Below are 25,326 nucleotides of genomic sequence, written 5' to 3'. Positions count from 1 at the left end.
GTCATGCTACTCCCGGCTTGAGCGATCAGCTGGCGTGCTTCCGGCGCGGCGAATGCTTCGGCTTGCTTATTGGGTTTGCTGTCCATCCCGCCATGATACTCCCGGCGCCGCAGGGTGCAAGGCGCGCCGGGTTGAGCGGCGTCAGTGGCCGTGGGTCAGGAACAGGACGATGATGACGCCGAGCGCGATCAGCAGCACTTGCGGGATGGTTTCGCGCAGCGTGGCGCGGCGCTGCATCTGCGGCATCAGGTCGCTGACGGCGATGTAGATGAAGCCCGACGACGCGAACACCAGCACATACGGGATCAGGCTGCTGGCGCGGTCCAGCGTGTAGTAGCCCAGCAGGCCGCCGGCGATGGACAACAGGCTGCACAGCAAGTTGTACACATATGCCCGCGTGCGCGTGAAGCCGGCGTTGAGCAGCACGATGAAGTCGCCGATCTCCTGCGGGATCTCGTGCGCGATGATGGCCAGCCCCGTCACCAGCCCCAGCTCGGGATTGGCCAGGAAGGCCGCCGCGATCAGGATGCCGTCGGTGAAGTTGTGCATGCCGTCGCCGACCAGGATCATCCAGCCGGCCTTGCCCGCCTCGCGCTTGTCGTGGCCGTGGTGGTGGTGGTGGCCGTCGCCCTCGTGGTGGTGCGAGTGGCGCAGGATGGCCATCTTCTCCAGCAGGAAGAAGGCCAGCAGCCCGCCCAGCAGCGTGCCGAACAGGCTGCGCGCGCTGGCCTGCGATTCGAACGCTTCGGGCAGGGCGTGCAGCAGCGAGGTCGACAGCATGATGCCCACCGACAGGCTGACCATGCGCTCCACCACCTTCGACAGCAGCGTAAACGAGAACACCGCGGCAGCGGTGATGCTGACGACGCCGGCGACCGTGGTGGCCAGTAGGATGGAGATGAGTACGGGATCGATGTTATAGCCTCTTGTAGCAGGACCGTGCCGCTGCGCGCGGGCCGGGGGCGTTATTTTACCGCCCGGCCCGGTTTTGTGCTCATCTTTGGCCAAATGGCCGGTAAATCAGGGTCACAACACGCCGTTCTGCTTGAACCACGCCAGCGCGCGGGCCCAGCCATCCTTGGCGTCCGCCTCGACGTAGCTGGGGCGGTAGTCGGCGTGGAAGGCGTGGCCGGAGTTCGGGTAGACCACGAAGGTCGACTTGTTCGGCCCCTTGGCCAGCGCCGCCTTCATGGCCGCGATCGAGTCCTGGGTGATGCCCGTGTCCTTCAGGCCGTACAGGCCCAGCACCGGCACCGTCAGAGATCCAGCGATATCAACTGGGTGCCTGGGAGTCACCGGAGTGTTCTCGCCCATCAGGCGGCCGTACCAGGCCACGCCGGCCTTGATGCCCGGATTGTGCGCGGCGTACATCCAGGTGATGCGCCCGCCCCAGCAGAAGCCGGTGATGCCTATCCTGTCGCCGTTGCCGCCGTTGGCCTTGGCCCAGGCCACAGTCGCGTCCAGGTCGGCCATCACTTGTGCGTCCGGCGTCTTGGAGATGATGTCGCGCTGCAGCTCGGCGATCGAGGCGGCCTTTTGCGGATCGCCCTGGCGCACGAACAGGTCCGGCGCCAGCGCCAGGTAGCCCTGCTTGGCGAAGCGGCGGGCGACGTCGGCGATGTGCTCGTGCACGCCGAAGATTTCCGACACCACCAGGATCACCGGCAGCTTGGTCTTGCCCTCGGGCTGGGCGCGGTACACCGGCACCTGCGCGCCGTCCACCGTGAGGGTGATGGTGCCGGCGGTCAGGCCGGCGGTGTCGGTCTTGATGACGTTCTGCGCCACCACCGGCAGCGCGGCGGCCGCGAAGCCGGTGCCCAGCGCCACCTTCAGGAAGTCGCGGCGGTCGACGCCGTCCGACAGACTGGTCTTGGTCAGCAAACTCTCTGCATCCTGCCTCAAATCATCCATGCGATTCCTCCGATAGTAGTTAGCGGAAGCACATTCTCAATGTGCTTCCTCCCAATTCTTGCCCACGCCGACTTCGGCGGTCAGCGGAACCTTCAGCTCCGCCACGCCGGCCATCAGCTTCGGCAGCATTTCCTTGACCAGCGACAGTTCGGCGTCCGGCACTTCCAGCACCAGTTCGTCGTGCACCTGCATGATCATCTTGGTCTGCAGCTTATCCTTTTCCAGCCAATCCTGCACGGCCACCATGGCCAGCTTGATCAGGTCGGCCGCCGTGCCCTGCATCGGCGCGTTGATCGCGGCGCGTTCGGCGCCCTGGCGGCGCGGGCCGTTCGGTGAATTGATCTCGGGCAGCCACAGGCGGCGGCCGAACACGGTCTCGACGTAGCCGCGCGCCTTGGCCTGCAGGCGCGTGTCGTCCATGTACTGCTTGACGCCCGAGAAGCGCGCGAAGTAGCGGTCGATATAGCTTTGCGCCGCGCCGCGCTCGATGCCCAGGTTGCCGGCCAGGCCGAAGGCGCTCATGCCGTAGATCAGGCCGAAGTTGATCACCTTGGCGTAGCGGCGCTGTTCGCTGCTGACCTCCTCCGGCGGCACGCCGAAGATCTCGGCGGCAGTGGCGCGGTGGATGTCCACGCCCTCGGCGAAGGCGCGCAGCATGTTGGCGTCCTCCGAGATATGGGCCATGATGCGCAGCTCGATCTGCGAATAGTCGGCCGAGACGATGTGGCTGCCCGGCGGCGCGATGAAGGCTTCGCGGATGCGGCGGCCCTCCTTGGTGCGGATCGGGATGTTCTGCAAGTTCGGATCGTTGGAGGCCAGGCGGCCCGTCACCGCCACCGCCTGCGCGTAGTTGGTGTGGACGCGGCCGGTGTCCTGGTTGATCCCCTTGGGCAGCTTGTCGGTGTAGGTCGACTTCAGCTTGGACAGGCTGCGATACTCCAGCAGCACTTTCGGCAGCGGATAGTCCTCGGCCAACTTTTGCAGCACCTCCTCGTCGGTGGACGGGGCGCCGCTCGGGGTCTTCTTCACCACCGGCAGCTTGAGCTTGTCGAAGAATATCTCGCCGATCTGCTTGGGCGAACCGAGGTTGAACGGTTGCTCGGCCAGCTCGTGCGCCTTCGCTTCCAGCTCGGCGATGCGCGCGCCCAGTTCGGCCGACTGGATGTTGAGCAGCTCGGCGTCGATGTGCACGCCGTTGCGCTCGATCTTTTGCAACACCACGGCGGTCGGCAGTTCGATGTTGCGGTAGATGAAGTTGAGCTTGGCGTCGTTCTCCACCTCGCCGATCATGGCCTGGTGCAGGCGCAGCGTGATGTCGGCGTCCTCCGCCGCGTACTCGGTCGCGCGGCCGATCTCCACCTTGTCGAAGGTGATCATGCTGGCGCCCTTGCCGCACACGTCCGCGAACGGGATGGTGGTGTGGTTCAGGTGGCGCAGCGCCAGGCTGTCCATGTCGTGGGTGCGGTGCGATTCGAACACATACGATTCAAGCAGCGTGTCGTGCTCGATGCCCTGCAGCTTCACGCCGTGGTTGGCGAAGATGTGGCTGTCGTACTTCAGGTTCTGGCCGACCTTGAGCTTGGTGGCGTCCTCCAGCCATGGCTTCAGCCTGGCCAGCACGTGCTCGCGCGACAGTTGCTCCGGCACGCCCTGGTAGCTGTGCGCCACCGGGATGTAGCAGGCCACGCCCGGCTCCACCGACAGCGAGATGCCGACCATCTGCGCCGTCATCGGCTCCAGCGAGGTGGTTTCGGTGTCGACCGCGGTCAGCTTGGCGGCGTCGATCAGGGCGATCCACTTGTCGAGCTGTTCGTCGGTCAGCACGGTTTCGTAGTTGGTGCTGAGCTTGGGGGCTTCGCCGAACATGTCCAGGTTGGCGGAGACGGCGCCGCCGGCGGCCGGCGCCGCTGCGGCCGCAGCAGCCTTGCCCGGCGCGCCGACCGGGGCCGACGGCGTGCCCAGCTCGCGCAGCAGCGTCTTGAAGCCGTATTTGCCGAAGAAGGCCAGCAGCGTGTCCTTGTCCTCGCCGCGCGCCACCAGCGATTCGGCGATCGTCGCCATGTGTTCGGACAGGTCGCAATCCAGCTTCACGGTGATCAGCTCGCGGCCCTTCGGCAGCCATTCCAGCGCGCTGCGCAGGTTCTCGCCGACCGCGCCGGTGATCTTGTCCGCGTTGGCGATCACGCCGTCCAGCGAGTCGTAGGCGGTGAGCCACTTGAGCGCGGTCTTCGGCCCGCACTTGGACACGCCCGGCACGTTGTCGACGGTGTCGCCGATCAGGGTCAGGTAGTCGATGATGCGGTTGGGCGGCACGCCGAACTTGGCCAGCACGCCCGCCTCGTCCATTTTCTCGTTGGTCATGGTGTTGATCAGCATGACCTTGTCGTTGACCAGCTGCGCCAGGTCCTTGTCGCCGGTGGACACCACCACGTTCATGCCGGCCTGCGCCGCCTGCACCGACAGCGTGCCGATCACGTCGTCCGCCTCCACGCCCTCGACCATCAGGATGGGCCAGCCCATGGCCTTGACCGCTTCGTGGATGGGTTCGATCTGCAGGCGCAGGTCGTCCGGCATCGAGGCGCGCGTGGCCTTGTACTCGGGATACATATCGTCGCGGAAGGTCTTGCCCTTGGCGTCGAACACGCAGGCGATGTAGGCGGCCGGGTAGTCGGCGCGCAAACGGCGCAGCATGTTAACCATGCCGTGCATGGCGCCGGTCGGATAGCCGTCCGGGCTGCGCAGGTCGGGCAGCGCGTGGAAGGCGCGATAGAGGTAACTGGAACCGTCAACTAACAGCAGGGTATTTTGCATAGACACTAGATATGGGTGAGGGCGGCGCGCAACAATGTCGGCCAGGCCATGAATGGCGCATTATCGCAGGTTTTGGCCGGATTTCGCCCACCGGCACAGCCTTTTCAAAATAACAATACCCCACCGCGAGTGTTGGGAAATCGGCTTTTAAAAACAGTGAAGCGTGTCTGTTTGTTACAATGGATCATACATAAAAATTTGACGGTTTTTCACAGCCGTATTTCACCTCTAAGGCGATTCATCATGACGCGCACCTCTACCCTCTGGCCTGCCCTCCTCCTGACGCTCAGCGCCCACACGGCGTTCGCCCAGTCGACCCCGAGCCAGGCGCCGCCAAAACTGGAAAAGATAGAGGAAGTGGCGGACGATCCGATCACGGTGACGGCCAAGCCGGCGCCGGAACACAAGATCACCGAAAAACGCGACAACAGCGGCCAAGTGGTGGAAGCGACCGTCAAAAGCGGCCCGAGCACCTACACGCTGAAGCCGAACCGCCCGGCCGGCACCGCCCTACCCGGCGATGCGATGGGGGGCGCCAACCGCGGCCCGCAATGGACGGTGATGGAATTCGACCTCGGCAAGAAGAAGAAAAAGACCACGGAAGAAGACGGCTCGACGGACACCACCGCGCCACCTGCCGTGAAATAACACGCGCGCCCGCCCTGCGCGGGCGTCCCCCGGCCCCGCCCCGACGGCGGCGCCGCTCACCGAACCTCATCAAGTTTTCTCATGGCAGTGTTTACTCCGGTCAGCCTGAATGACCTTACCCCGTGGATCGATCAGTTTCCCCTGGGCCAGCCATTGGCGCTCAAAGGCATCGCCAGCGGCATTGAAAACAGCAACTTCTTCCTGACGACGGAGCGCGGCGAGTTCGTGCTGACGATCTTCGAGAACCTGTCGTTCGAGCAGTTGCCGTTCTACCTCAAGCTGATGCACCACCTGGCCGACCGCGGCGTGCTGGTGCCGGCGCCGATCGCCAACGACCAGGGCGAGCTGATCGTCGCCCTGCACGGCAAGCCGGCGTCCATCGTCACCAAGCTGGACGGCAAGTCGCAGATGGACCCGCAGCCGGTGCACTGCGCCGCCGTCGGCGCCATGCTGGCGCGCATGCACCTGGCGGCGGTCGACTATCCGCTGGTGCAGCCCAATCTGCGCGGCCTGGACTGGTGGAACCAGACCACGCCGCAAGTGCTGCCCTTCCTCGACGACAGCTGCGCCCACCTGCTGCGCGCCGAGATGCACTTCCAGGAAGCGTTTGCCGGCTGCGACACCTACCACCTGCTGCAGCGCGGCCCGGTGCACGCCGACCTGTTCCGCAACAACGTCATGTTCGACGGCGAGCGCCTGACCGGCTTCTTCGACTTCTACTTCGCCGGCTGCGACACCTGGCTGTTCGACGTGGCCGTCACCGTCAACGACTGGTGCATCAATCTCGACACCGGCGTGCTGGACCGGGCCCGCGTGCGCGCCATGCTGGACGCCTACCATGCCGTGCGTCCGTTCACCGACGCCGAGCAGACCGCCTGGCAGCCGATGCTGCGGGCGGCGGCGCTGCGCTTCTGGCTGTCGCGCCTGTACGACTTCCACCAGCCGCGCGAAGCGGAGATGCTGACGCCGCACGATCCAACCCACTTCGAGCGCATCCTGCGCGAGCGCATCGCCACACCGGCGCCGGGACTGCGCGGATGAGCCAACTTCCCGCACGCACCGGCTGGCACTGGGTCAAGCAAGCCATGCAGCTGTTCCGCAAGCAGCCGGGCGCGCTGATGGCGCTGTTCTTCTGCTGCATGTTCCTGTCGCTGTTCTCGCTGGTGGTGCCCTTCCTGGGCTCGGTGGCGCCGACCCTGCTGGCGCCGATGTTCACCATCGCCCTGCTGCAGGCCTGCGCCGACATCGACCACGACAAGCGCGCCCTGCCGAACCTGGTGTTCAGCGGCTTCCGCAAGCCGGTGCGCAAGCCGCTGCTGGGGCTGGGCGTGCTGTACCTGCTGGTGATGCTGCTCGCGCTGGCGGTGCTGAGCTGGCTGGACGACGGCGTCATGATCAAGATGGCCACGCGCCAGATCCCGATGGACAAGGACTTGCTGGAGAATTCGCGCGGCGCGCTGTTCGTCTCGTCGGGCATCTACATGGTGGGCTGGATGCTGAGCAGCCTGGCCGCGCCGCTGATCTACTGGCAGAAGATGACCTTGGCCAAGGCGCTGTTCTTCAGCGTGCTGACGGTCTGCCGCGAGATCAGGGCCTTCCTGACGGCGGCCGTGGTGCTGTTCCTGATGTTCCAGCTCGGCAGCGCGATTCCGGTGCTGCTGCTCGATTCGGCGCAGCTGGAGGTGATGGTGATCTTCACCATCTTCCTGATGATGGTGGTGCTGATGCACTGCACCCTGTACGCCTGCTACCGCCAGGTCTTCGGCACGCCCGAGGCCAGCGCGCCGCCGGCGCCGCCGCCGGCGGCATAAGCCTGTCGTTCCCGCTTCCGCGGGAACGACGTTCGAGCTAGCGGCCCAGCCGCTCCAGCTTGGCGATGCTCAGGTCCAGCACCTTCATGCCGTGGCTGCCGAAGTTGATCTGGGCGCGGGCGTTGTTGCCGCTGCCCTCGATGTTGACGATCACCCCCTCGCCGAACTTGCCGTGCGCGACGGACTCGCCGATGCGCCAGCCGCTGCCCGGCGACTTCTGCGCGATCTTCTGCGCGATCGCGTTGTCCGAGCCGACCAGCGGCGTCTCGTCCCAGGCCGACTTCTTGTTGGCGAACCAGTGCGACTGCACCTTGGGCGAGAGCCACTTCAGCGCCTCCTCCGGCAGCTCGTCGAAGAAGCGCGACTTCATGTTGTAGCGGGTCTGGCCGTGCAGCATGCGCGTCTGCGCGAAGCACATGTACAGGCGCTGGCGCGCGCGCGTGATCGCCACGTACATCAGGCGGCGCTCCTCCTCCACGCCGTCGTGCTCGCGCGAGCTGCTCTCGTGCGGGAACAGGCCCTCCTCCAGCCCGGTGATGAAGACGTTGTTGAACTCCAGCCCCTTGGCCGAGTGCACCGTCATCATCTGCACGGCTTCCTGGCCGGCGGTGGCCTGGTTGTCGCCGGCCTCGAGCGAGGCGTGCGACAGGAAGGCCGACAGCGGCGACATCACGGTCGGCAGCGCGGCATCGGCGTCGAGGATCTCGAAGCCGTCCTCGTTGACGATGGGCGCGCCGGCCTGGGCCTGCGCCTGCGGGCCCAGGTGCGCGGGCGCGCCCTGGCCGTAGCCTTCCTCGGAGACGAACTGCGTGGCCGCGCTGACCATCTGCTCCAAGTTCTCGATGCGGTCGGCGCCTTCCTTCTCGGTCTGGTAGTGGGTCAGCAGGCCGGACGCCTCCAGCACCACGCGCACCAGTTCGGGCAGGGCCATCTGCTGCGTTTCAAAGCGCGCGCCCTCGATCAGCTTGACGAAGCCGCCCAGCGACGAGCCGGCCTTGCCCGCCACGTAGGGCACGGCCGCGTACAGCGAAATATGGTGCTGGTCGGCCGCCGCCTGCAGGGCTTCGATCGAGCGCAGGCCGATGCCGCGCGTTGGGAAGTTCACCACGCGCAGGAAGGCCGAATCGTTGTGCGGATTGTCCATCAGCTGCAGGTAGGCGATCGCGTGCTTGACCTCGGCGCGCTGGAAGTAGCGCAGGCCACCGTACACGTGGTAGGGAATGCCGGCCGAGAACAGCGCGTGCTCGATCACGCGCGACTGCGCGTTGGAGCGGTACAGCACGGCGATCTCGCTGCGGGCGGCGCCGTCGGCGATCAGGTTCTTGGTTTCCTCGATGATCCACTGCGCCTCGGCCAGGTCGGAGCTGGCCTCGTACACGCGCACCTGTTCGCCGTGGCCGGCGTCGGTGCGCAGGTTCTTGCCCAGGCGCTTGCTGTTGTTGGCGATCAGCACGTTGGCGGCGTCCAGGATGTGGCCGTGGGAGCGGTAGTTCTGCTCCAGCTTGATCAGGTTCTGCACCTTGAACTCGCGCTCGAAGGCGCTCATGTTGCCGACGTTGGCGCCGCGGAAGGCGTAAATGCTCTGGTCGTCGTCGCCGACGGCGAACAGCGCGCTGCCGCCGTCGCGCTCGCCGTGGCCGGCCAGCAGCTTGAGCCACTTGTATTGCAGGTCGTTGGTGTCCTGGAACTCGTCGACCAGGATGTGCTTGAAGCGCTGCTGGTAGTGCTCGCGCAGCGGCTGGTTACGGCTGAGCAGCTCGTAGGTGCGCAGCAGCAGCTCGGCGAAGTCGACCACGCCCTCGCGCTGGCACTGGTCGTCGTACAGCTGGTAGAGCTCGCACTTCTTGCGCTCGTCGGCGTTGTAGGGTTCGATCTTGTCGGCGCGCAGGCCCTGGTCCTTGGCGCCGTTGATGAAGTACATCACCTCTTTGGGCGGGAACTTCTCGTCGTCGATATTGTTGGCCTTGATCAGGCGCTTGATGGCCGACAGCTGGTCCTGGCTGTCGAGGATCTGGAAGGTCTGCGGCAGCGCGGCGTCGCGGTGATGGGTGCGCAGCAGGCGGTTGCACAGGCCGTGGAAGGTACCGATCCACATGCCGCGCGTATTGATCGGCAACATCGCCGACAAACGCGTCATCATTTCCTTGGCGGCCTTGTTGGTGAAGGTCACGGCCAGGATGCCGGACGGCGACACCTGTCCCGTCTGGATCAGCCAAGCGATGCGGGTGGTCAGGACGCGGGTTTTGCCGGAGCCGGCGCCCGCCAGGATCAGGGCGCTTTGAGCCGGCAGGGTCACGGCGGCGAGTTGTTCGTCGTTGAGGTTATGAAGAAGATTGTGCATCCCGTGATTATACCGGTACTGGCTGCATACACAGTACTTCCACCTTGGGGGTCAAGTCTGACATTCAGACACGAGCTCTGCCGTAGCAAAGTCGCTACGGCAGAGCTCGTGTCCGAATGTCAGACTTGACCCCAATTTTATGCGGACGGGGCCGGCACCGCTTTGCCGGCTTTGACGGCTTCCTTGATCAGCTCTTTCATGGTGCGCTCGGCTTCGCGGCTGGCCTTGGCTTGTTCGCGGCCCAGCTCGCCCATGGCCTGGCCCAACTCGGCCATCGGCTTGCCCGCTTCCGACATCCGCTTGCTCAGCGCTTGCATCGGCTCTTGCAGGGATTGGATCTTCGCCAGCTTCGGCGACAATTCACGCTGGTATTGCGCGATCTGACTCTGCAAGGGCGCCATTTCCGCTTGCAGCGCGGCTTGACGTTCGTGGAAGCGGCGCAGTTTTTCCGGCGTCGGATCGTCGCCCAGTTCGCGCGCGGCCCGCTCGATGCGGCGGCCGATCGCTTCCTGTTGACGGGCCACTCGTTCAACCAGACGCTGCTGGCCGTCCATGGCCTTCATCGCTTTGCTGTCGGCGTCCAGGCCCAGCTTGTCCATTTCCCGGCCCAGCGCATCCATGACTTTGCCTTGCGCATCCATCTTCTTGCTCTGCGCATCCATCTTCTCGCCGATGCGGTTGACGGCGGCCCAGGCCTCGTCGGCCTTGGCGATGGCGACCGGGTCCTGGATCAGATAGGCCTTGTCGCCGTCGCGGAACCAGATGAAATCGCCCTTGACGTTGCGGCGTGCCGCCTCGATCTTCGACAGGTCCTGGTGCGCTGCCGAGACGGTGATGTTCTCCTTGTTGGCGTGGACCAGCGCGTAGCCGCTACGCTGGCCGTCGCGGCCTGGCGTAGTGTAGCGGTCGAAGTGGTAGCTTTGCATGCCCGCCGCCGGAGGCGCTGGTGGTGCAGGTGGCGCAGCCGGTGCAGCGGGAGCGGCCGGTGCAGCAGGGGCGGCCGCTGCAGGCGGTGCGGCGGGGGCCGCAGGGGCGGCCGGCGCAGCGGGGGCCGGCGGCGCGGGCGGCGCGGCGGGAGCTGCCGGCATCGCGGCAGCCGCCACCAACAGGCGGAGCGGCTTGGCCGGCGCGGCTGGCACCGTCAACTCGGCGACGGCGGCCGGCTCGGCGGGCGCTGCGGGTGCGGCCGACTCCGTCAGCTCGGCGGCGGCGGCCGGCTCGGCAGGCGCTGCAGGTTCGGCCGGCTCCGCCGGTGCGGGCGCTTGCGCCGGCTCGGCCTGGGCGGCTTCGTCCATCTGGCTGACTTGTCCGGCCGGTGCGACGGCGGCGCTGGCCGGCGCGGGCGGCGCGGCGTGGGCATAGAACACCGCGCTGGCCGCAAACAAACCCATCAGGGGCAAGGCCATTTTCCAGCTGACCGGTTCTACATCGGGACGCAGCAGGCGTTTGATACGAGACATGAGATTTCCTCCGTGAGCCGCGTGGGCTAGTTGTGTGGTGTCGAACTGAAACCGATCCAGTTCCGACAGGGCCTGCGCCAGCCTCTGGGGCTGGCCGAGCATGTCCACCGCGAGGTCGTCGGCGATTTGTTCCCGCTCGATCCGTATCCTGCGTGACAGGGCCCAAACACTAGGGTGATAGAACAGCACGATCTCGATCGCGCTTTGAATCAGGTTGACCAGGTAGTCGTGCCGTTTGATGTGCGCCAGCTCGTGCGCCAGCAAGGCTTCCAGCAGCTCGGGCGGCATGCCGCTGATGAGCGCGGTCGGCACCAGCACGATGGGACGCCAGCAGCCGGCCGTAATCGGGCTGTCCAGCAGGTCGGCCACGCCCAGGCGCACATGACGTTCGATGTCGAAGCGGCGCGCCAGTTCGGACAGGCGCCGCTGCCAGTAGTGATTGACGGTGTATTCGCCGGCGCGGGTGCGCTCGGCCACCCAGCGCAGGCCCAGCGCGAGACGCAGCGACATCAGCGCGGCGCCGGCCAGCCACAGGCCAACCACCCACGGCAGTTGGCGGCGCAAGACGGTTTCAAAGGTGGAGAGCGTGCCCTCGCCGAACAAGGCCGGCACGACGGCGGCAGCGGCGCCCTGGTCCGCAGCAGCGCCACCGTGACCGGCCGCATCAGCAGCGCCGGCGCTCTGCCCCGCCAGCATGCGCAGGATAGGCCGCGTATCCGCGCCGCCGCCGACGTCCGACAGCTGGATCAGGATGCTGGCCAGCGGCAGCGCCGCGCACAGCAGCATGCCGGCGCAGGCCACGGCGTAGCGGGTCTGCGGGCGGGCGCCGCGCAGCGCGAACATCGCCAGCGCCACGGCCCAGCCGATCAGCAGGCCTTGCCAGATGAAGTGCAACAGCGCCCAGCCGACGGCGGGCACCAGGGCGGCCAGGACGCCGTTCATGCGCGCCCCGCCTGCCGTGTATTCGTATGACTGCGTATCGCTTCCATGCCGCACTCCCCAGTTGATGGATGTAGAATAAATTATCTAGATCGCGATGTCTAGAACTTTTTTTCTACATGCATCGCACCGGGATCAGTGGGCGCGCTTGGCGCTGATGGTGACCACTGGCATCTTGACGCCGTCCACCACCGCCATCTTGACCGAGCCGGCGTCGATGGCCGGGGTGGCGCGCCCTTCGGCGCTGGCGTAGCCGGTGGCGCACAGGATGACGGCGCTGGCGACGAAGATCAGTTCCATGTTTTTCAGTACGTTCATGATGTTGCTCCTTCAGTGGTGGGCCTTGCTTCCATGACTCCACTGTAGTCAAACACCTCGCCGAACGCCTGCGGATTGCGACGGAATGCAGCTTTGGCGGAGCCAGCCGCAATCCGCCGCGACGGACGTCAGTAGATCACCACCGAGCGGATCGATTCGCCGCTCTTCATCAGGTCGAAGCCCTCGTTGATGCGCTCGAGCGGCAGGCGGTGGGTGATCAGGTCGTCGATATTGAGCTTGCCCTCCATGTACCAGTCGACGATCTTCGGCACGTCGGTGCGCCCGCGCGCGCCGCCGAACGCGGAACCCTTCCACACCCGGCCCGTGACCAGCTGGAATGGACGGGTGGAGATCTCCTGCCCCGCCGCCGCCACGCCGATGATGATGGACTGGCCCCAGCCCTTGTGGCAGCACTCGAGCGCCTGGCGCATGGTGGTGGTGTTGCCGATGCACTCGAAGCTGTAGTCGGCGCCGCCGTCGGTCAGCTGGACGATGGCGTCGACCACGTTCTCCACCTGCTTGGGATTGATGAAGTGGGTCATGCCGAACTTGCGCGCCATCTCCTGGCGGGCCGGGTTGATGTCGACCCCGATGATCTTGTCGGCGCCCACCATCCTGGCCGCCTGGATCACGTTCAGGCCGATGCCGCCCAGGCCGAACACCACCACGTTGGCGCCCGCCTCGACCTTGGCCGTGAACAGCACCGCGCCCACGCCGGTGGTGACGCCGCAACCGATGTAGCACACCTTGTCGAACGGCGCGTCCTCGCGGATCTTGGCCAGCGCGATCTCCGGCACCACGATGTAGTTGGAGAAGGTCGACGTGCCCATGTAGTGGTAGATCGGCTTGCCGTCGATGGAGAAGCGGCTGGTGGCGTCCGGCATCAGGCCGCGGCCCTGGGTAGCCCGGATCGACTGGCACAGGTTGGTCTTCTGCGACAGGCAGAATTTGCACTGGCGGCATTCGGGCGTGTACAGCGGGATGACGTGGTCGTCCTTCCTGAGCGACTTGACGCCGGGGCCGACGTCGACCACCACGCCGGCGCCCTCATGGCCGAGGATGGCCGGGAAGATGCCTTCCGGATCGGCGCCGGACAGGGTGTAGTAGTCGGTGTGGCAGATGCCGGTGGCCTTGATCTCGACCAGCACCTCGCCTTCGCGCGGGCCGCCCAGTTCCACTTCCTCGATCGTCAGCGGTTTGCCCGCCTGCCATGCGATAGCTGCTTTGGTTTTCATTGTTCGTCCTGTGGCTGCGTTGTTCGGGAGACCGGAACGGAGGGCCGTTCCGGTGGTTCGCCATGATAGCAAGCCGGGGACGTTCTGTGGCGCGGGCGATTACTGCGGTTCGGCCGGCATCGCCGCGCCTATGCCCAGCAGCTCGGACACGGTGCGCCACAGCTGGCGCGGCGAGGTCCACGGCTTGGGCAGGAAGGCGCCGCCGGCCGTGTGCCGCTCGGGATGGCGCGCCGAGTACACCAGCACGCGCACGTGGGGATGGCGCTGTTGCAGCTGGGTCAGCAGGCTGGCGCCGTCGCCGTCGGGCAGGTCGGGATCGAGCACCACCAGCGCGAAGCGGCGCTCCAGCAGCATCAGCTCGGCCGCGGCCAGCGAGGCCACGTGGGTGACCTGGGTTTCCGGCACCAGCAGCATCGACAGCACCAGCGCGGTATCGGGATCGGCGTCCACATGCAGCACGCGCGGCGCCTCCGCAAACACCGAGAAACCGATCGCGGCGCCGACGTCCTGCTCGCTGAAGGGACGGTAGGTATCCTGGGAATATTCGTTCGTCATAAGTGTCTCCGCACACAAAACTGATAGGGATGCGGTGCCGGCAGCATGGGCTGTTGGAGCAACGCGGGGGTCGGCGGAGTTGGGCCGAAGAATGTATGACGGTCGCAGGGGACAGGCGGCCGAAGAGGCGGCAGGCGCAGGTTGGAGGCCCCGCCGCACTACTACGAAGCGGGCAGGACTGGCCTGCCGCTATAGACACAGTCTACATGAAGGGTGCCACAAAGCAAGAAGATGCCGATAAAAAAACCAGCGGCGTTTACTTTTTCAGACGCTGGTTGAAGGCGGCGTGCAAGCCGTTCAACATTTCCTCGGCGGCCAGCAGCTGGTCGGCCACCTCGTTGACCTTGCGGCGGTTGGAGCGGGCGTGGTCGCGCAGCACCTCGAAGGCGGTGTTGCGGTCGGTCTGGAATTTGCACATCAGCAGGCCGACCGCCAGGCTGGTCTCGCGGCCGGCGGCCAGCGCGGCGTTCAGGTTGAGCTCGGTGCGCCGCAGCTGGCGGATTTCGTCCGCGCGCGCCAGGCCGGCGGCGAAGGCCGGCATCAGGTGCTTCTCGTCGACCGGCTTGACCAGGAAGCCGACCGCGCCGTAGGACGCGGCCTGCTTGCCGGCGTCGGCGTCGCCGCGGCCGGACAGGAACATGAACGGCACCGAGCTGGTCGCGTGCAGCTGCTTGGCCAGCTCCAGTCCGTTCATGCCGGGCATGTGGATGTCGAGCAGGGCCAGGTCCGGTTCGCGCTGGGCGATCTGCTGCAGGGCCTGTTCGGCCGACGAGGCCTTGAGGATGTCGTAGCCGGCGTGGCCCAGCACCTCGCCCAGGAAATCGAGCAGCAATGGGTCGTCGTCGACGATCAGGATCAGACGCTTCTGGCTGGAAGGGACATTCATGTGGCGGCCACCTTAGGCTTAAGCTAACGCTCCAATTATAAGGCGGAAATCCACCCATCCCCCAAGCGTTTTATGTGCCCGTTTTTTCACCAGCGTACAGCCGCAGGAACGCGGCCACGGCGGCGCCGACGTCGTCGGCCAGATAGACGCTGCTGATGGCCGCCACCATGGACGCCCCGCGCGCGGCCAGTGGCGCGGCGTTGTCCGGCGTCATGCCGCCGATCACCACGGTCGGCACCTGGATCGCCGCGCGCGCCTCGTCGAGGATCTCCATCTTGGTAGTGACTGCGTATTTCTTCACGCGCGACGGGTAGAAGCCGCCGAAGGCCACATAGCTGGCGCCGGCCGCCTGCGCCTGCAGCGCGCGCGGCAGGTCGCCGTAGCAGGAGGCGCCGATGATCTTGTCCGGACCCAGCCGGGCGCGCACCTGCGCCACCTCGGCGTCGGTGCCGCCCAGGTGGACGCCGTCGGCGCCGGTCTGCTCGCACAGGTCGACGTGATCGTTGACGATGAAGGGCACGCCGTAGCGCCGGCACAACGCCAGCAGCGCGCCGGCTTGATCCAGACGCTGGCCGGGGCCGGCCTCCTTGTGGCGGTACTGCAGCAGCGCCACGCCGGGCTGCGCGCCCTGCGCGGCGGCGAGCGCCCGTTCGCTCAGTTCCAGCAGCCGGCCGGTGTCGTCCCAGTTGGGCGTAACCAAATAAAGTCCTTGCATGATGTGCTCTCGATGATGGGCGGTTAAATCAGGGGTAGGCGGTGCGGGATGCGCTGGCCTGCGGCCACCGTGTAGGCGCCGCGCAGCGCGCGATAGCAGTACTGTTGCGCCAGCTCCAGCGCGCGTTCCATCGACATGCCCAGCGCCAGCTGGCCGGCGGCGGCCGAGGCCAGCGTGCAGCCGCTGCCGTGGAATTCGCCGCCCAGGCGCGGCCAGGTCCAGTCGCGCGAGTCGCCCTGCGGGCCGGGATCGGACAGGCGCTGCAGCGGCGCCGCGCCGGGGCCGAACCAGCGGTTGACCACCTCGTCGCCGCCATCGTGGCCGCCGGTGATCAGCACATGGCGGCAGCCGCGCGCGCGCAGCGCCTGCGCCTGCGCGGAAGGTTCGCCGGCGCCGGTCAGCGCCAGCGCCTCCGGGCCGTTGGGCGTGAGCAGCGTGACCAGCGGCAGCAGCGGCGCCAGCGCCTGCACCGCGTCGCCGCGCGAGAGCAGGTCGCCGTGGCCGCTGGCCAGCACCGGGTCCAGCACCACCGGCAGCTCAGGCTGGCGGCGGCGCAGGCGGCTGATGATCTCGGCGATGGCCAGCGCGTTGGCGGCGCTGCCGGGGATGCCGATCTTCACCGCGCGCACCGTCATCTTGTCGACCAGCGCCTGGGCCTGGCGCAGCACCATGGCGCCGTCGACCGGCTGCACGCCGTAGACGCGGTCGTTGTCCTGCACCGTCAGCGCGGTGGCCACGGTGAGCGCGTGCGCGCCCTGCCCGGCCACCGCCTGCAGGTCGGCGGCGATACCGGCGCCGCCGGACGGATCGAGGCCGGCGAACACCAGCACGCAGGGGCGCGCCACCAGTTGCGCCATCAGCTGCGCCGCCACTTGCGAGGACAGGCGCTCGCTCATGCCAGCCGGCCCGCCATCGGCGAGGACGGCGAGGCGGCAAACTTGCGGGCGATGCGGCCGGCCAGGTAGGCCTCACGGCCGGCCTGCACGCCCAGCTTCATGGCGCGCGCCATGCGCACCGGATCGCGGGCGCCGGCGATGGCCGTGTTCATCAGCACGCCGTCGCAGCCCAGTTCCATGGCGATGGCCGCGTCCGAGGCCGTGCCGACGCCGGCGTCGACCAGCACCGGCACCCTGGCCTGCTCGATGATCAGCGACAGGTTCCACGGATTGAGGATGCCCATGCCGGAGCCGATCAGCGAGGCCAGCGGCATCACCGCCACGCAGCCGATGTCCTCCAGCAGCTTGGCCTGGATCGGATCGTCGCTGCAGTAGACCATGACGTCAAAGCCGTCCTTGACCAGCGCCTCGGCGGCGAGCAGGGTTTCCGGCATGTGGGGGAACAGGGTCTTCTCGTCGCCCAGCACCTCCAGCTTGACCAGCTTGTGGCCGTTGAGCAGCTCGCGCGCCATCTGCAGCGTGTAGACCGCGTCCTTGGCGGTGTAGCAGCCGGCCGTGTTGGGCAGGATGGTGTACTGCGACGGCGGCAGCACGTCCAGCAGGCTCGGCGCCTTGGGGTCCTGGCCGATGTTGACGCGGCGGATGGCCACGGTGATGATCTCCGCCTCGGCGGCGTCGGTCGCCTCGCGGGTTTGTTGAAGGTCCTTGTACTTGCCGCTGCCCACCAGCAGCCGCGACTTGTAGCTCTTGCCCGCGATGGTCAGCAGGTCTTGGGATGATGCGTTCATGTTGCTCTCCTTGTGGGGTCAAGTCTGACATTCGGACACGAGCTCTGCCGTAAGCGGGCGCTTACGGCAGAGCTCGTGTCCGAATGTCAGACTTGACCCCAATTTAATTTAGCCGCCGCCGATGGCGCGCACGATGTCGACCCGGTCCTGCGGCTGCAGTTCGCGCTGCGGCCACTGCTGGCGCGGCACCACCGCGCGGTTGACCGCCAGCGCCAGCGCCTGCCCGCTCAGCGACAGGGCGTCGATCAGCTGGTCCAGCGTCTGCCGCGGCGGCACCCGGTACGGGGCGCCGTTCAATTCGATGTCGATCATGCCGGCCTCACAGCTTGCGGTACAGCTCGGCGCCGTTCTTGATGAACTCCACCGCCTTGACCTGCATGCCCTGCTCCAGCGCCGCGCCGTCCGACACGCCGTTGGCCGCGGCGAATTCGCGCACTTCCTGCGTGATCTTCATCGAGCAGAAATGCGGGCCGCACATCGAGCAGAAGTGCGCCACCTTGGCCGAGTCCTTGGGCAGCGTCTCGTCGTGGAATTCGCGCGCCTTGTCCGGGTCGAGGCCGATGTTGAACTGGTCGTCCCAGCGGAATTCGAAGCGCGCCTTCGACAGCGCGTTGTCGCGGATCTGCGCGCCCGGATGGCCCTTGGCCAGGTCGGCCGCGTGGGCGGCGATCTTGTAGGTGATGATGCCGTCCTTGACGTCGTTCTTGTCCGGCAGCCCCAGGTGTTCTTTCGGCGTGACGTAGCACAGCATGGCCGTGCCGTACCAGCCGATCTGCGCGGCGCCGATGCCCGAGGTGATGTGGTCGTAGCCGGGCGCGATGTCGGTGGTCAACGGCCCCAGCGTGTAGAACGGCGCCTCGTGGCACTGCTCCAGCTGCAGGTCCATGTTCTCCTTGATCAGCTGCATCGGCACGTGGCCCGGACCCTCGATCATCACCTGCACGTCGTGCTTCCAGGCGATCTGGGTCAGCTCGCCCAGGGTCTTCAGCTCGCCCAGCTGGGCCTCGTCGTTGGCGTCGTAGATCGAGCCGGGCCGCAGGCCGTCGCCCAGCGAGAACGAGACGTCGTAGGCCTTCATGATCTGGCAGATCTCTTCGAAGTGCGTGTACAGGAACGATTCCTTGTGGTGCGCCAGGCACCACTTGGCCATGATGGAGCCGCCGCGCGAGACGATGCCGGTCAGGCGCTTGGCCGTCATCGGCACGTAGCGCAGCAGCACGCCGGCGTGGATGGTGAAGTAGTCGACGCCCTGCTCGGCCTGCTCGATCAGGGTGTCGCGGAAGATTTCCCAGGTCAGGTCCTCGGCCTTGCCGTTGACCTTTTCCAGCGCCTGGTAGATCGGCACCGTGCCGATCGGCACCGGGCTGTTGCGGATGATCCATTCGCGCGTTTCGTGGATGTGCTTGCCGGTGGACAGGTCCATGACGTTGTCGCCGCCCCAGCGGATGGCCCAGGTCATCTTCTCGACTTCCTCGCCGATCGACGAGGTGACGGCGGAGTTGCCGATGTTGGCGTTGATCTTGACCAGGAAGTTGCGGCCGATGATCATCGGCTCGATTTCCGGGTGGTTGATGTTGGCCGGGATGATGGCGCGGCCGCGGGCGATTTCCTCGCGCACGAACTCCGGCGTGATCTCGGCCGGGATGCTGGCGCCGAACGATTGCCCCGGATGCTGGCGGCCCATCAGGTCGGCCAGGCGCTGGCCCATGGGGCCGGATTTCTTCAGGTTTTCCAGGTACTCCTGGCGGCGCAGGTTCTCGCGGATGGCGACGAATTCCATCTCGGGCGTGACGATGCCCTGGCGCGCGTAGTGCATCTGCGTGACGTTCCTGCCTTCGCGCGCGCGGCGCGGCTTGCGGTGCAGGTTGAAGCGCAGTTCGGCCAGCGCCGGGTCCGCCAGGCGCGCCTGGCCGTATTCGGAGGTCGGGCCGTCCAGTTCCTCGGTGTCGTCGCGCTCCAGGATCCACGGCAGGCGCGGGGTCGCGGCCAGGCCGGAGCGGATGTCGATCACCGCGTCCGGATCGGTGTACGGGCCGGAGGTGTCGTAGACGTAGATCGGCGGATTGGCTTCGAAGCCGAACGAGGCCGGCGTGTCGGCCTGGGTGATCTCGCGCATCGGCACGCGGATGTCGGGACGGCCGCCCTCGACGTAGACCTTGCGCGAGTTCGGTAATGGCTTGACGGCTGCCTCGTCCACCGTGGCGGTGGCGGACAGGAATTTGGGATTGGCGTTCATTTGGCTCCTTCGTTAGCTACAGGAGCCAGCAAAGGAGGTTGGACCGCGCCTCCCATCAGATTTGGCGGCGATGTCCTAAGCTTCCCTTCGCTGGCATTATCCAGATCAGGTTCGGAGGGTATTTCTCACCCGCGCATCGCAATGCGCAGGACCCCTAGCGTGTGCCACCTTGCGGCAGCGGGGCCGATTATACGCTCGGCCGCGCCGCCCGGACAATGTCCGCGTGAAAAAAACCACAATACCTGGTATGGCGTGTATAACGAGCCGATGTGTAACAATTGTAAGAGCTGCGCGCTATGTGAGGCATCACACATAATAGTTTCTGAAAGGAACTCACAATATCCCCACAGCGACACCACCGTCGCCACAACAAGCGCCCCACGCGCGATTTTCGGGAGAATCATCATGAAGCCAGCACACCCATCCATCTACCTGGCCGCCGTCGCGGCCCTCGCGGCAGCCGGGCTGAGCGCCTGCGGCGGCGGCGGGGGCGGGGGCGGGGGCGACAGCACGCCGCCCAGCACTCTGGGCACGCTGTCGGTGTCGATGACGGACGCGCCGTCGTGCGGTTTCGACGCCGTCAACGTCACCGTCAACAAGGTGCGCGTCAACCAGAGCAGCACCGCCAGCGACACCGACGCCGGCTGGACCGACATCACGCTCAGTCCGGCCCGCAAGATCAACCTGCTGAACCTGACCAACGGCGCGCTGGAGGCGCTGGGCCAGACCTCGCTGAGCGCGGGCCATTACAACCAGCTGCGGCTGGTGCTCGACCCCAACACCGGCAGCGGCCTGGCCAACTCGGTGGTGGTCACCGGCGGCACCGCCGAGGTGTCGCTCGACACCCCGAGCGCGGTGCAGAGCGGCATCAAGCTGGTCAACGCCTTCGACGTGGCGGCCGGCCAGCGGGTCGACCTGGTGCTGGACTTCGACGCCTGCAAATCGGTGCTCACCAAGGGCAACGGCAAGTACGCGCTGAAACCGGTGGTGAAGGTGATCCCGACCACGCTCAACGGCATCGGCGGCTTTGTCTCGACCGCGCTGCTGGCCAGCCACGTGACGGTGTCGGCGCAGCAGAACGGCGCCATCGTCAGCGCCACCACGCCCAACGCCACCACCGGCGAGTTCGCGCTGAGCCGCCTGCCGCTGGGGAACTATGACGTGGTGGTCACGGCCGACAACAGCGCCGCCGCCGTGGTGGGCGCGGTGCCGGTGACCAGCACCTCGGCCACGGTGGCCATCAGCACGGCCGCCGCGCCGATCACGCTGCCGGCCAGCGCCGGCGGCAGCATAGCCGGCACCGTCACGCTGACGCCGGCCAGCAGCACCGCCAGCGCCTATGTCGCGGCCAAGCAGAGCCTGGCGGCCGGGCCGACCGTGACCGTCAAGTACCGCGGCGCCGACCTGGCCAGCGGCGCCTACACGCTGGGCGGACTGCCGGTCGCCGCGCCGCGCTACGCGGTGTACAGCGCCACGCTGCCGCTGCAGTTCGCCAGCGCCGCCACGGTGCTGCCGGGTCCGGGCAAATACATGGTCGAGGCGTCGGCCGAGGGCTACACCACGGCCAGCCTGCCGCTGGTCGATATTTCGCTGGTCGATCAGGCCAACGTCAACTTCAACCTGAAGCCGTAAGGCGCCCTGCCGGCTTGCCCTGTCAGTGGAAGGGCAAGCCCAACAGCCGCAACCACTGGCGGTCGCCGGGATAGCGCGCACGGTCGTCGACGCCGAGCCGGCGCGGCGCGGCGGCCGGCAGGCGGAAGGTGCCGAACAACTGGTCCCAGATCGAGACGGTGGCGCCATAGTTTCCAAGCTCCTCCCGGCTGGCGCTGTGGTGGAAGCGGTGCAGCTCGGTGCCGGTCAGCAGGCGGTTGAACCATCCCGCCCTGGCGTCGACATTGAAGTGCGACACCAGCCCCTGGAAGCCATTGAATACCGATGCCGCGAACACGGCCTCCGGCGAGAAGCCGAACAGGATGGCCGGCAGCATCAGCAGCACGCGCACGTAGGCGCTGTTGATCGGATGGCCCACCACGTGCATGAACACATAGACCTCGCCGGGCAGGTGGTGGATCGCGTGGGTCTTCCACAGCCAGCGCGCCAGCGGGCCACGTCCCTCGTGGCTGTAGCGGTGCAGCCAGTACCACAGGAAGTCCGACAGCAGCACCGCGCAGACCGCTTCGGCCTGCCAGTGCAGGCTGCTGCGCAACACCGGCAGTCCGCCGTGATGGGCGGCCAGCCAGGTCACGGCCCAGGTGGTCGCGGCGATGGTCGCGCCATTGACGACCAGCATGGGCAGGTCGCGCGTGAGCAACGAGGTCCTGGTCATGTTCCACTCGCGGCGCGCCGGCATCAGGCGTTCGAGGGTCACCATCGTCGCGATCATGGCCGCCAGGTAAGCCGGATACGCCTTGCCGAGCGGGCCGAGCCAGCCGCCGACCGAGGCCAGAATGAAGGCCAGCGTGGCAGCCAGCGCAAGCGGATAAAACAGATAGCGCGGCCAGCGCGCGGCAACACGGGAATCGGACATGGTTTACACTCCTGAAGTAGACAGGTGTCCATGATCGCCCCCGCCCGCCGTCCGCGACAGCGCGCAGGCCGGGCCGGTGTCCGATAGCAGACAATCCGCCGCTTAATGTCCAGGAACCCCATGACCGACCGCCCCCCCGAACCGGATCGCCGCGTCCTCAAGACCAAGGCCGCGCTGCGCGACGCGATGCTGGACCTGATGGCGCTGCGCGGCTGGGACCAGCTGACCATCCAGGAGATCTGCGACCGGGCGAACGTGGGCCGCTCAACCTTCTATGTGCACTACCAGAGCAAGGACGAGCTGCTGTCGGCGGGGTTGAACGACCTGCGCGACATGATCGCGGCGCAGACGGCGGAGGCCGGGCAGGCGGACTGCCACTTCCTGGCCGGCCTGCTGGAGCACATGGCGCAGCAGCGCGACGTCTTCCGCGCGGCCATCGGCAGGCGCGGCGGACAGGGCGTGGCGCGCCGGTTCAGGCACATGGTGTGCCAGCTGGTGCAGATCGAACTGAAACGGCGGGCCCACCCGGCGGCGGCGCATCCATGGGTGGCCCGCTTCGTGGCCGGCGGCGTGGTCGAGGCGATGGCCTGGTGGGTGGACGCGCCCGAGCCGCCGCCGATCGCCGCCATGCAGCGCGAGCTCGACGCGCTGGCCCGGGCCGCGCTGGGCGGCTAGTCCCTGAACGCCGGCGGCCGCTTGCCCATGCCGGACATCATCGCCTCCTGCAGGTCGGCCGACATCAGCATGGCGGCGTTCCAGGTGGCGTTGTAGTTGAGGCCGTCGGCCACCGAGTGGTCGCGCGCGTAGCCGATCATTTCCTTCACGCCGCGGATCGCCAGCGGCGCCTTGGCCGCGATGTCGGCGGCGAGCGCGCGCACGCCGGCGCGCAGCGCCTCGGGCGAGTCGAACACGCGGTTGACCAGGCGGATCTCCTTCGCCTCGGCGGCGTCGACCCGGCGCGCGGTGTAGGCCAGCTCACGCGCCATGCCCTCGCCGATCAGGCGCGGCAGCCGCTGCAGCGTGCCGACGTCGGCGGTCATGCCGATGTCGATCTCCTTGATGCTGAACCAGGCGTCGTCCGCGCAGTAGCGCATATCGGCGCAGCAGATCAGGTCGATGCCGCCGCCCACGCAGGCGCCGTGCACGGCGGCCAGCACCGGCTTGCGGCAGCGCTCCAGGCTGGTCAGGGTGTCTTGCAGGTCGAGGATGATGCGGCGCAGGTTCTCGCGCGTGCGGCCGTCGCACTCGTCGCGGATCTGCGCGCCCAGGCCCATCATCATCTGCAGGTCGATGCCGGCGGTGAAGGCCTTGCCCTCGCCCTCCAGGATCGCCACGCGGATCTCCGGCGTGGCGTCGATGTGCTGGAAGACGCTGCGGATGTCGTGCCACATCGCCAGGTTCATGGCGTTGAGTTTTTCCGGGCGGTTCAGGCGCACGGTGGCGATGTGGTCGGCGACGTCGAGGGTGAGGGTTTCAAAGCTGGGCATGGCGGTCTCCTGTTGGGTATCGCGCAAGAATACCGCAGATGGGGCGGCCGCAACAAGCCGGCCGCCCGGTCGCCTCTACTGCGGCGGATAGCTCACGGTCAGCGTGTAGCTGGACGCGGCGTAGCCGTTCAGCAGCACGTAGGCGTTGCCGTTGGCGGCGTAGGACACGCTGCAGCTCTCGGTGCTGGTGGGGCCGTCGGACTTGCAGTCGTAGCTGCTCGTGCTGGCCGGGCCGGCCTTGCGCACGTACAGGTCGGTGTCGCCGCTGCCGCCGAGCGTGGCCTTGAAGCTGCCGTTGGCGGCCACCGCGAACGGGCCGTAGGCGCGCGTCTGGCCCCGGCTCAAGGTGCCGGTGTAGGTCTCGCTATGATCGGCCGGCGGCGTCACACCCGGGCCGTCGCTGCCCAGCTCGACCGCGTAGGCCAGCGCCATGCGCGCGAACTTGAGCGCGTGGTCGGCCTGGTTGCCGGTGTTGGCGTAGGTGTCGTTGGCGGTGTGGATGTAGGGATCGTCCTCGCCCATGGCCGTCTCGAACGGCATCGACGTCCAGTAGCCGGCCGCGTTCCACGAGGCGTGGTCGGAGCAGGCGTAGCCGCACTGGTCGTGGCCGACCTTCAGGGTCGGCAGGTAGGTCGCGATCAGGTTGGCGACAAAGGTGTTCTGCGCGTTGTCGGTGTAGTCGGTGAACAGGTAGATGTCGTCGGCCGAGCCCTGGTAGTTGGTCATGTCGAGCTGCATCACGCCGACCACGTTGACGTTGTTGGCCTGGTGGTTCTGGGCGATGTCCTGCGAGCCGCGCAGGCCCACCTCCTCGGCGGCGTAGCCGATCAGCTTGATGGTGCGGCGCGGCTTGTAGCCGCTGGCGATCATCACCCGCAGCACCTCGGTCAGGCTGGCGATGCCGGAGGCGTCGTCGTCGGCGCCGGGCGCCCTGGTGGTCTCGCCGGTGCCGGCCTGATTGATCGAGTCGAGGTGGCCGCCCAGCACCACCACCTCGTTCGGGTTGTCGGTGCCGGTGATGGTCAGGATCACCGACTTCTGCGGCCACGAGGCGTGCGTGTACTGGGTCACGGCGATGTCGCTGCGGCCGGCCGCCATCGTGGCCCAGCGCTGCTTGAGCCAGTTCGAGGCGTTGACGCCGTTGTTGGTGGTGTAGTAGCGGTTGGCGTAGGCCGACATGTCGACGATGGTCTGGCCGATGTTACTGGCCTGCATTTGCGTCAGCATGGGGTTGACCACGCTTTGCTGGTCAATCGCGTACGACGGCCGCGCCACGGCCAGTTGCGCGGCGCCGGCCTTGGGCGGCGTGAGCGCGGCGATGCCGGCCGCCTCGCTGGCGTGGAACATGAAGCCGCCGCAGCGGCGCAGCTTGCGGTGCACGGCGGCCGACAGCGCCAGCATCTGCTGCTCGTCGACCTCGACCAGGTGGACCCGCTCGTGGCCCGGCCGGGCGGCGAAGCTGGCGCGGCTCTCGCGCGCCAGCGCCTGCGGCGCCACCTTCTGCAATTGCGCATAGGCGGCGTCGCCGACGCTGATCCAGACCTTGTCGGACTGGGCCAGTGCGGAAGCCGAGGCGCCGGCCAGCAGGCCGGCGGTCAGCACAGCAATGAGTCGAGTTGTCATTTCCGTCTCCATGTCAAAAAAACATTGTAGGGACGGGCAACGGTATGCTCTTCGGCGGGGCGAGTCAAAAATCTTGCGGAATTCGACACCGGAGCGGGAAATGTCCAGAGTTTAACAAGCGGCGATCTGCTCATGGCTT

General features: G+C 67.0%; 22 protein-coding genes and 1 riboswitch. Of the genes, 5 read left to right on the top strand and 17 right to left on the bottom strand.

Annotation, left to right across the window (positions count from 1 at the left end):
• Positions 1-141 precede the first annotated feature (141 nt).
• From AC07WS_RS26095 to polA, 3 genes are all read right to left on the bottom strand, one after another.
• On the bottom strand, positions 142-894 hold the full coding sequence (locus tag AC07WS_RS26095; protein ID WP_444845555.1) for a ZIP family metal transporter: 753 nt from the start codon (positions 892-894) through the stop codon (positions 142-144).
• 132 nt (positions 895-1,026) lie between these two features.
• On the bottom strand, positions 1,027-1,911 hold the full coding sequence (locus AC07WS_RS26090) for a dienelactone hydrolase family protein (RefSeq protein WP_494731865.1): 885 nt from the start codon (positions 1,909-1,911) through the stop codon (positions 1,027-1,029).
• 36 nt (positions 1,912-1,947) lie between these two features.
• Positions 1,948-4,722 carry a DNA polymerase I gene (gene polA, locus AC07WS_RS26085; protein ID WP_494731864.1) on the bottom strand — a complete coding sequence of 925 codons (2,775 nt, stop codon included), beginning with the start codon at positions 4,720-4,722 and terminating at the stop codon, positions 1,948-1,950.
• Positions 4,723-4,965: 243 nt separating this feature from the next.
• On the opposite strand from polA, the gene AC07WS_RS26080 reads away from it, so the two are divergent.
• The 3 genes from AC07WS_RS26080 (at position 4,966) to AC07WS_RS26070 (ending at position 7,181) form a co-directional block, all read left to right on the top strand.
• Positions 4,966-5,370, top strand: coding sequence for a hypothetical protein (locus AC07WS_RS26080; protein WP_494731863.1), 405 nt, complete (start codon positions 4,966-4,968; stop codon positions 5,368-5,370).
• A gap of 81 nt (positions 5,371-5,451) precedes the next feature.
• On the top strand, positions 5,452-6,411 hold the full coding sequence (locus tag AC07WS_RS26075) for a homoserine kinase (protein ID WP_494731862.1): 960 nt from the start codon (positions 5,452-5,454) through the stop codon (positions 6,409-6,411).
• A complete protein-coding gene (locus tag AC07WS_RS26070; RefSeq protein ID WP_494731861.1) occupies positions 6,408-7,181 on the top strand; it encodes a BPSS1780 family membrane protein in 774 nt (257 codons plus the stop codon). Before AC07WS_RS26075 ends, AC07WS_RS26070 begins: the two co-directional genes overlap by 4 nt.
• A gap of 37 nt (positions 7,182-7,218) precedes the next feature.
• On the opposite strand, the gene AC07WS_RS26065 is transcribed toward AC07WS_RS26070, so the two are convergent.
• The 11 genes from AC07WS_RS26065 to thiC form a co-directional block, all read right to left on the bottom strand.
• Positions 7,219-9,522, bottom strand: a complete 2,304-nt coding sequence (locus tag AC07WS_RS26065; protein WP_494731860.1) for a UvrD-helicase domain-containing protein — start codon at positions 9,520-9,522, stop codon at positions 7,219-7,221.
• A 137-nt stretch (positions 9,523-9,659) separates the two neighbouring features.
• Positions 9,660-11,924, bottom strand: coding sequence for a M56 family metallopeptidase (locus AC07WS_RS26060; RefSeq protein WP_494731859.1), 2,265 nt, complete (start codon positions 11,922-11,924; stop codon positions 9,660-9,662).
• 132 nt (positions 11,925-12,056) lie between these two features.
• The gene (locus tag AC07WS_RS26055; protein WP_494731858.1) at positions 12,057-12,239 is read right to left on the bottom strand and encodes a hypothetical protein; all 183 of its coding nucleotides are present in this window, start codon (positions 12,237-12,239) and stop codon (positions 12,057-12,059) included.
• Between the two features lie 128 nt (positions 12,240-12,367).
• Complete coding sequence (locus AC07WS_RS26050) at positions 12,368-13,474, bottom strand: S-(hydroxymethyl)glutathione dehydrogenase/class III alcohol dehydrogenase (RefSeq protein WP_494731857.1); 1,107 nt, start codon at positions 13,472-13,474, stop codon at positions 12,368-12,370.
• A gap of 99 nt (positions 13,475-13,573) precedes the next feature.
• Entirely contained in the window at positions 13,574-14,029 is a 456-nt protein-coding gene (locus AC07WS_RS26045) for a response regulator (protein WP_494731856.1), read from the bottom strand.
• Positions 14,030-14,285: 256 nt separating this feature from the next.
• Positions 14,286-14,915, bottom strand: a complete 630-nt coding sequence (locus tag AC07WS_RS26040) for an ANTAR domain-containing response regulator (protein ID WP_494731855.1) — start codon at positions 14,913-14,915, stop codon at positions 14,286-14,288.
• Positions 14,916-14,985: 70 nt separating this feature from the next.
• The gene (thiE, locus tag AC07WS_RS26035) at positions 14,986-15,630 is read right to left on the bottom strand and encodes a thiamine phosphate synthase (protein ID WP_494731854.1); all 645 of its coding nucleotides are present in this window, start codon (positions 15,628-15,630) and stop codon (positions 14,986-14,988) included.
• A gap of 23 nt (positions 15,631-15,653) precedes the next feature.
• A complete protein-coding gene (gene thiD / locus AC07WS_RS26030; RefSeq protein ID WP_494731853.1) occupies positions 15,654-16,526 on the bottom strand; it encodes a bifunctional hydroxymethylpyrimidine kinase/phosphomethylpyrimidine kinase in 873 nt (290 codons plus the stop codon).
• Positions 16,523-17,314: a thiazole synthase gene (locus AC07WS_RS26025; protein WP_494731852.1), complete on the bottom strand. Its 792-nt coding sequence runs from the start codon at positions 17,312-17,314 to the stop codon at positions 16,523-16,525. The genes thiD and AC07WS_RS26025 overlap by 4 nt, the downstream gene beginning before the upstream one ends.
• Before the next feature lie 108 nt (positions 17,315-17,422).
• Positions 17,423-17,626, bottom strand: a complete 204-nt coding sequence (gene thiS / locus AC07WS_RS26020) for a sulfur carrier protein ThiS (protein ID WP_494731851.1) — start codon at positions 17,624-17,626, stop codon at positions 17,423-17,425.
• A gap of 7 nt (positions 17,627-17,633) precedes the next feature.
• Positions 17,634-19,550, bottom strand: a complete 1,917-nt coding sequence (gene thiC, locus AC07WS_RS26015) for a phosphomethylpyrimidine synthase ThiC (protein WP_494731850.1) — start codon at positions 19,548-19,550, stop codon at positions 17,634-17,636.
• A 65-nt stretch (positions 19,551-19,615) separates the two neighbouring features.
• Positions 19,616-19,716, bottom strand: a riboswitch (TPP riboswitch).
• Positions 19,717-19,955: 239 nt separating this feature from the next.
• Here thiC and AC07WS_RS26010 point away from each other — a divergent pair.
• A complete protein-coding gene (locus tag AC07WS_RS26010; RefSeq protein ID WP_494731849.1) occupies positions 19,956-21,182 on the top strand; it encodes a DUF4382 domain-containing protein in 1,227 nt (408 codons plus the stop codon).
• A 22-nt stretch (positions 21,183-21,204) separates the two neighbouring features.
• Here the strand turns inward: AC07WS_RS26010 and AC07WS_RS26005 are convergent, their stop codons facing one another.
• Entirely contained in the window at positions 21,205-22,077 is an 873-nt protein-coding gene (locus AC07WS_RS26005) for a sterol desaturase family protein (protein ID WP_494731848.1), read from the bottom strand.
• A gap of 120 nt (positions 22,078-22,197) precedes the next feature.
• Between AC07WS_RS26005 and AC07WS_RS26000 the strand changes: the two genes are divergently transcribed.
• Entirely contained in the window at positions 22,198-22,752 is a 555-nt protein-coding gene (locus AC07WS_RS26000) for a TetR/AcrR family transcriptional regulator (RefSeq protein ID WP_494731847.1), read from the top strand.
• On the opposite strand, the gene AC07WS_RS25995 is transcribed toward AC07WS_RS26000, so the two are convergent.
• Positions 22,749-23,564, bottom strand: a complete 816-nt coding sequence (locus tag AC07WS_RS25995) for a crotonase/enoyl-CoA hydratase family protein (protein ID WP_494731846.1) — start codon at positions 23,562-23,564, stop codon at positions 22,749-22,751. The genes AC07WS_RS26000 and AC07WS_RS25995 overlap by 4 nt on opposite strands.
• 75 nt (positions 23,565-23,639) lie before the next feature.
• Positions 23,640-25,187: a M20/M25/M40 family metallo-hydrolase gene (locus AC07WS_RS25990; protein WP_494731845.1), complete on the bottom strand. Its 1,548-nt coding sequence runs from the start codon at positions 25,185-25,187 to the stop codon at positions 23,640-23,642.
• Between the last annotated feature and the right edge of the window lie 139 nt (positions 25,188-25,326).

It is taken from the genome of Duganella sp. GW821-FHT01E12 (assembly GCF_059422325.1).
The sequence above is the reverse complement of the archived record's forward strand: the minus strand, read 5'-3'. Positions and strand labels throughout refer to the sequence as shown.

Coding starts and splice junctions, on each gene's coding strand:
- AC07WS_RS26090 (WP_494731865.1), bottom strand. CDS start 1,911: ATGGATGATTTGAGGCAGGATGCAGAGAGTTTGCTGACCAAGACCAGT.
- polA (WP_494731864.1), bottom strand. CDS start 4,722: ATGCAAAATACCCTGCTGTTAGTTGACGGTTCCAGTTACCTCTATCGC.
- AC07WS_RS26080 (WP_494731863.1), top strand. CDS start 4,966: ATGACGCGCACCTCTACCCTCTGGCCTGCCCTCCTCCTGACGCTCAGC.
- AC07WS_RS26075 (WP_494731862.1), top strand. CDS start 5,452: ATGGCAGTGTTTACTCCGGTCAGCCTGAATGACCTTACCCCGTGGATC.
- AC07WS_RS26070 (WP_494731861.1), top strand. CDS start 6,408: ATGAGCCAACTTCCCGCACGCACCGGCTGGCACTGGGTCAAGCAAGCC.
- AC07WS_RS26065 (WP_494731860.1), bottom strand. CDS start 9,522: ATGCACAATCTTCTTCATAACCTCAACGACGAACAACTCGCCGCCGTG.
- AC07WS_RS26060 (WP_494731859.1), bottom strand. CDS start 11,924: ATGAACGGCGTCCTGGCCGCCCTGGTGCCCGCCGTCGGCTGGGCGCTG.
- AC07WS_RS26055 (WP_494731858.1), bottom strand. CDS start 12,239: ATGAACGTACTGAAAAACATGGAACTGATCTTCGTCGCCAGCGCCGTC.
- AC07WS_RS26050 (WP_494731857.1), bottom strand. CDS start 13,474: ATGAAAACCAAAGCAGCTATCGCATGGCAGGCGGGCAAACCGCTGACG.
- AC07WS_RS26045 (WP_494731856.1), bottom strand. CDS start 14,029: ATGACGAACGAATATTCCCAGGATACCTACCGTCCCTTCAGCGAGCAG.
- AC07WS_RS26040 (WP_494731855.1), bottom strand. CDS start 14,915: ATGAATGTCCCTTCCAGCCAGAAGCGTCTGATCCTGATCGTCGACGAC.
- thiE (WP_494731854.1), bottom strand. CDS start 15,630: ATGCAAGGACTTTATTTGGTTACGCCCAACTGGGACGACACCGGCCGG.
- thiD (WP_494731853.1), bottom strand. CDS start 16,526: ATGAGCGAGCGCCTGTCCTCGCAAGTGGCGGCGCAGCTGATGGCGCAA.
- AC07WS_RS26025 (WP_494731852.1), bottom strand. CDS start 17,314: ATGAACGCATCATCCCAAGACCTGCTGACCATCGCGGGCAAGAGCTAC.
- thiS (WP_494731851.1), bottom strand. CDS start 17,626: ATGATCGACATCGAATTGAACGGCGCCCCGTACCGGGTGCCGCCGCGG.
- thiC (WP_494731850.1), bottom strand. CDS start 19,550: ATGAACGCCAATCCCAAATTCCTGTCCGCCACCGCCACGGTGGACGAG.
- AC07WS_RS26010 (WP_494731849.1), top strand. CDS start 19,956: ATGAAGCCAGCACACCCATCCATCTACCTGGCCGCCGTCGCGGCCCTC.
- AC07WS_RS26005 (WP_494731848.1), bottom strand. CDS start 22,077: ATGTCCGATTCCCGTGTTGCCGCGCGCTGGCCGCGCTATCTGTTTTAT.
- AC07WS_RS26000 (WP_494731847.1), top strand. CDS start 22,198: ATGACCGACCGCCCCCCCGAACCGGATCGCCGCGTCCTCAAGACCAAG.
- AC07WS_RS25995 (WP_494731846.1), bottom strand. CDS start 23,564: ATGCCCAGCTTTGAAACCCTCACCCTCGACGTCGCCGACCACATCGCC.
- AC07WS_RS25990 (WP_494731845.1), bottom strand. CDS start 25,187: ATGACAACTCGACTCATTGCTGTGCTGACCGCCGGCCTGCTGGCCGGC.